The organism is Gaoshiqia sediminis (assembly GCF_025907915.1).
In the GTDB taxonomy this organism is placed as follows: Bacteria; Bacteroidota; Bacteroidia; order Bacteroidales; family Prolixibacteraceae; genus Gaoshiqia; species Gaoshiqia sediminis.
Genome location: NZ_JAPAAF010000071.1, coordinates 1 through 6,163 on the forward strand (window position 1 = coordinate 1; position 6,163 = coordinate 6,163).

The following is a 6,163-nucleotide window of genomic DNA, read 5'->3' on the forward strand; positions in this document are numbered from 1 at the left end:
GTGACGGTATCGGCCAGCTACACGGCCCCGACCGGCAATTGTGCCCAAAGCATCACGGTGACCTTTACGGCCACGGATGCCTGCGGCAACACCGCTACGGAAACCAAATCCTTTACGGTAGATGATAAGACAGCCCCGGCAATTACCGCTCCTGCACCGCTTGAGCTGACCTGCGACCAGTCGGTTGACCACAGTGCCGCCATCACGGCGTGGCTGTCGAGTGCGAGTGTAGCCGATAACTGTGACACCGATATTACCATCACCAACGATTACAGTTCCTATGCTCAAAGCTGCGGGAATGTGATTACGGTGAAGTTCAATGCCGTTGATGATTGCGGGAATGCCGCCCTGGAAGTAGAATCGACCCTTACCTTTATTGATGTAACAGCACCGGTGATCACAGTGCCGGAAGAACTGGTCCTGGCTTGTGACCAGAGTACAGATCATGCTGCGGCCATCTCCGGTTGGCTTGCTTCAGCTGCGGCAAGCGACGAATGCGACCAGGATGTTACCATCTCCCATGATTATACCGGTTACACCCAAGCTTGTGGACAAGTTATCACCGTTACCTTTACGGCAACAGATGATTGCAATAATGCGAGCACGGCAACTTCTTCGATTCGTTTCACCGACGATGTTGCGCCGGTACTTACAGCACCGAATCCGCTTATTCTGGAATGCGAACCGGGCACCGATTACCGGACCATCATCGAGGATTGGCTGACCAGCGCCTCCTTCACCGATAATTGTGACCTGGAACTTGTAATCGGGAATGATTACGAAACTTACAATCAAGGATGTGGTGAAAATATACCGGTAACCTTTACAGCTACGGATGCCTGTGGAAATGAGGCTTTGCCTGTAACATCCACCATTACCTTTATCGACGAAGTTGCACCGGTGATTATTGCACCGGAACCTCTCGTGGTTACCTGCAACCAGGCTGTTGATCACAGTGACGTTATTGCTGCCTGGCTTGAAGAAGCCGTTGTGTCTGATAATTGTGATAGTTACATTACTGTAAGCAACGACTTTACTACATACACCCAAGGTTGCGGACAAGAGATAACGGTTATGTTCATGGCACAGGATATTTGTGGCAATGATGCTGAACCGGTTACTTCCACCATCACCTTTACTGATGTGACGGCTCCGGTCATAACGTTCTGTCCGGAAGATCTTACGCTTGAAGGCGATGAGTCAACTGATCCGGCAGCTACCGGTTTTGCTACCGCCGCGGATGATTGTGATACAGCCCCGGTTGTCACCTATGCTGACGAGATTATTGACGGCGCCATCGCTGTTGAATATACGATTGAACGTACCTGGACTGCAACCGATGCTTGTGGCAATACGGTATCTTGTGTCCAGCTCATCGATATTGGCGATACCACGCCCCCGGTCATTATTTGCCCGATGCAACCTTCAACCATTATGGTGGATTGGGATATCTGTGAGGCTTCCGGCTTCGATTTAGGCCAGCCAATTGTATCCGATAACGTGAGTACTCTGGCTAATATCGAGGTTTATAGCAATAAGCCGGAAAGTTTCCCGGTTGGGATAACTACCGTTATCTGGACGGCTGTTGATGAAGCCGGAAATACTGCAACTTGCGAGCAATTGGTGATTGTTCCGGATGTATATGATGTGGATGTCCCCACAGGTTTCTCTCCCAATGGCGATGGCATTAATGATTACTTCCGGATTAGCGGGATGTGCTTGTATCCCGAAGCCCGGATGGAAATCTTCAGTCGATGGGGAGCCAAGGTGTATGAAAAAGACCGTTACGGGAATACCGACGTTCACGGCAATGTGGACGCCTGGTGGGACGGACGGGCAACCGTAAACGGAAGCAGGGACGAAATATTACCGGCAGGAACCTATTATTACATCCTGAAGCTAACAAATTCGGAAATGCGCAAAGGGGCAGTATATATTAACCGGTAAACAGAACAGATATGAATACGATGAAAAACATCTTAAAATATATCCTCGGCATAGTGCTGATGGCATTTACAACCATAAGTTCTTATGGTCAGCAAGATCCCATGTATAGTCAATACATGTTTAACGTGCAATCCTATAACCCGGCTTATGCCGGGACATGGGAAAGCCTTGGAATGATTGCCCTTGGGCGCTATCAGTGGGTAGGTTTTGAGGGGAATCCCGAAACCCACACTTTTACCATTCAGGCTCCGCTAAAAAATGAAAATATCGGTTTGGGGCTCTCGGTGATCAACGACAAAATTCAGTTTGTCAATCGGTTTGCCCTTTTTACGGATTATTCATACCGGTTGAAGGTGACAAACCATGTCAATTTGCGATTTGGCCTTAAAGCGGGCTTTACAAATTATGAGCATAATTTGAATAAGCATGTCACCCATACGGATGACCCGGCCTTTACCGGCGAAGTGCTGCGCAAGTTCATGCCTAATTTTGGATTGGGAGCCTTCTTGCATGCTCCGCGCTATTATGTGGGGCTTTCTATTCCCAAAATGTTGCAGAACGATTTTGAACTGGGAACGGGGGATTATGAAACCAATGCTGAAATGCGCCATTTCACCCTGATTGGCGGGTATGTATTTGATTTGAGCGAGCCGGTCAAGTTTAAGCCCTCGTTTATCACCCGGTATGTCAAAGGCTCGCCAATTGCCTGCGATTTTAATGCCAACTTTCTCTTGAAGGAAAAGCTTTGGCTCGGGGCGATGATCCGTACTGTTGGCCAATTTGGGTTCAATACCCAGTTTGTAATCAACGAAAAGCTCAGGCTGGGGTATGCGATCGACTTCGATTTTTCAAAAATTCGAAATTACAGTGATGGAACACATGAAGTGATGATCTCTTATGAATTAAATTTCATGAAAGACATTTACACTTCGCCACGATATTTTTAAGGATGGATAAAATGTAAGGGCTATGAGGATCAATTATTTGCTTGGGGTGTGCCTGTTCCTGTTAACCAATTTTTCAGTTTTCTCGCAGAATCATAAATTTTTTGAGGAAAGCGGAATTGAGATTGGTAACGCTTGGTTTAATACAACCTCCAGTGAAATTGGTCCGGCAATTATGGGTAATCAATTGATTTTTAACTCCGGGAATGTTGTGAAGATGGACTCGGGGGAGAAAGGGAAAAGTGCCGAGCAGGTTTTTTACGACCTTTATGCTGTTGCTTTCAACAATATTGGCACCCTGTCCGTCGAACTCAAACGGATGAGCTCGGTAGTGACTCCGTTTCATGAAGGTCCGTTGAGCTATTGCGAACATACCGGTCAGCTTTTTCTCACCCAATCCATCCTTGATGAAACGGAAGTGGAAAATGTGGTGTTTAAAAAGGAGAATGTCCGCTTAGGCATTGCAATTTACAAACAGACTGCAACCGGGTGGGAGTTGGCCGATTATTTTCCGTTTAACAACCGCCGATACTCGGTGGCCCATCCGGCCATTAATGCCACCGGCGACACACTTGTTTTTGCCAGCGATATGCCCAAAGGCGTTGGCGGCATCGACTTGTATTATTCGGTGAAGGTAAACGGCTATTGGTCCGAACCTGTCAATTTGGGTGACAATATCAATACGCCCGGCAATGATTTGTTTCCCTTCCTCGATACCGACGGGACCCTGATCTTTTCTTCGGATGGAAGGGCCGGGAAGGGCGGATTGGATTTGTATGCGACCAAACTTTCTTCTTCCCAACCACAAGAAGTGATTCACTTGGGCGACGGCTTTAATTCCGGTGCCGATGATTTTGGCTTGATTGCAGAGCCGCGGCACCGCTTTGGTTTTTTTGCCTCCAACCGGGAGGGTGGCCATGGCGATGATGATATTTATTATTTCAAGGCTGCCGATTATCGTTTTAACCTGGTTTCCGCCTCCAGTCTTTCGAATCAAATTTTGACCGGAGTGGATCTGAAAGTATTTGATTCCAACGATGACTTGGTCATCGAAGGTTTTACGGATGAGAAGGGGCGCTTACCGGTTAAATTGGGATTGAATCAAAAATATCAGGTACTGGCCAGTATGGAAGATTTCCGGAGCGTCCTTCGGGAGGTGAACCTTACCGGCGAAGGCGAGTTTGTTGAAAAGGATGAACTGGTTCTGATGGAACCGATTTACCGGCTGGATGGTGAAATTGTGGACATGGTCGAAAGGACTCCGGTTCCTGGTGCCTTTGTCTTGCTCATGAAAGATGGTCAGTTGCAGGATACGCTTCGTGCCGATGAAGAAGGTCGGTTTTCGGCCCGGGTTCAGCCTGGGCAGCAATATTATGTGAACATTTCAAATGAGCACTATATCAATGCCGAGCTAGACATTTCGACCGTTGGCATGGATGAAGGGGCTATGTTTTATTTTTTTGAGTTGTACCCTTTAAAATCGGGTACTCGCATGGTTTTGAACAATATGGAGTTTGCCGCAGGTAATTTTGAGCTGAGGCCCGATGCCATTCGTGAACTAAACCGGTTGGTAATTGTCCTGATTGAAAATCCGGATCTGCAAATTCGTATTGAAGTGCATACCGACTCGCGAGGGAATGACCAGGTAAATTTGGAATTATCCCGGAGTAGGGCAGAGGCGATTTATAACTACCTGATATCAGGTGGAATCGATCCGGACCGAATGGAATACGTTGGTTTGGGAGAAACCCAGCTGGTAAATGAATGTGACGACGGTGTGTTTTGCACGGAAGGGCAACATGCTCAAAACCGCCGTGTAATTGTTGAGATTTTATAAGATCGTAAGGAGGACTTTGTCTTACGAATCTAAATGGCGATAGGAATTCCGGATTTTCCCGGAAGTGATTCTTCTGGAAGACTTTACGCACGAGTCTCTGGAGTGTATTTGGAAAGTTGCACCAAGGTGTCTTTCCAAGTGGATTGAGCTTATTCCGAGATTTGCGGTACTGGGAGGAACTTCTTAATTAATCTGTCAGGACTTGATTTATAGATACGATAAACAGGAGGGTTGAACATGAAATTTTCTCGCAATTATTTCAGGCGATTGATGCATTATACGGGGCTGGTGGTGCTGCTTTGCATATGGATAGGTTTGAATGATGTGGCAGGTCAAAATACGGCCCCTGTTCTTGATGCAATTGGAGACAAGAGTGTGAACGAGTTGGAATCCTTGACTTTTTCGGCCACGGCGAGCGATTCGGATTTGCCAGAGCAAACTTTGACCTTCAGTTTGGATGCAGCGTCCATCAGTGCGGGGATGAATATTAGTTCTGCAGGCGCGTTCAGTTGGACTCCCTCCGAATCACAGGGAGGTGCAGTCTACCCGGTTACTGTGACGGTTACCGACAATGGTACAGGGCCGGATAACCTTTCCGATTCGGAGACTATCAATATTACCGTTGCCGAGGTCAACACGGCTCCTGTTCTTGGAGCGATTGGTAATAAGAATGTAAATGAGCAGTCAACATTGAGTTTTACGGCCACGGCGACGGATTTGGATTTGCCTGCTCAAACCTTGACTTTTAGTTTGGATGCAGCGTCCATCAGTGCGGGGATGAGCATTAGTTCCGCAGGAGTATTCAGTTGGACTCCCTCCGAATCACAGGGAGGTTCAGTTTACCCGGTCACGGTGACGGTTACCGACAATGGTACAGGGCTGGATAACCTTTCCGATTCGGAGACTATCAATATTACCGTTGCCGAGGTAAATGATGCCCCTGTTGTTGGCGATATAGCGGGGCAGACGATTGCGGAAGGAGGTACTTTCAGCACGATCAATTTAGATGATTATGTGACAGATCCGGACCATGCGGATTCGGAGATGACCTGGACGGCTACGGGCCAAAGCCAATTGACGGTAACCATCAGCGCAAGCCGCGTTGCCACGATCACCGCTCCATCTGCTGAATGGAACGGCAGCGAGGAAATTACGTTTCGGGCGACCGATCCTGGTGGTTTATTCGATAGCGATGCAGCTGTTTTTGCCATGACAGCGGAGAATGATGCCCCTGTTGTTGGCGATATAGCGGGGCAGACGATTGCGGAAGGAGGCACTTTCAGCACGATCAATTTAGATGATTATGTGACAGATCCGGACCATGCGGATTCGGAGATGAGCTGGACAGCAACGGGTCAAAGTCAGTTGACTGTAACTATCAGCGCCGGGCGTGTTGCTACGATCAGCATTCCGTCGGCAGACTGGAGCGGCAGTG

4 protein-coding genes are annotated in these 6,163 nt (G+C 47.9%); all 4 read left to right on the top strand.

Annotation, left to right across the window (positions count from 1 at the left end):
* The coding region (locus N2K84_RS19775) for a T9SS type B sorting domain-containing protein (RefSeq protein ID WP_282593566.1) at positions 1-1,947 on the top strand (1,947 nt) is incomplete at its 5' end.
* Between the two features lie 11 nt (positions 1,948-1,958).
* Entirely contained in the window at positions 1,959-2,894 is a 936-nt protein-coding gene (locus tag N2K84_RS19780; protein ID WP_282593567.1) for a PorP/SprF family type IX secretion system membrane protein, read from the top strand.
* Positions 2,895-2,916: 22 nt separating this feature from the next.
* Positions 2,917-4,728, top strand: coding sequence for an OmpA family protein (locus N2K84_RS19785; protein ID WP_282593568.1), 1,812 nt, complete (start codon positions 2,917-2,919; stop codon positions 4,726-4,728).
* Between the two features lie 291 nt (positions 4,729-5,019).
* Positions 5,020-6,163: Ig-like domain-containing protein (locus N2K84_RS19790; protein ID WP_282593569.1), on the top strand; the 1,144-nt coding region annotated here is incomplete at its 3' end.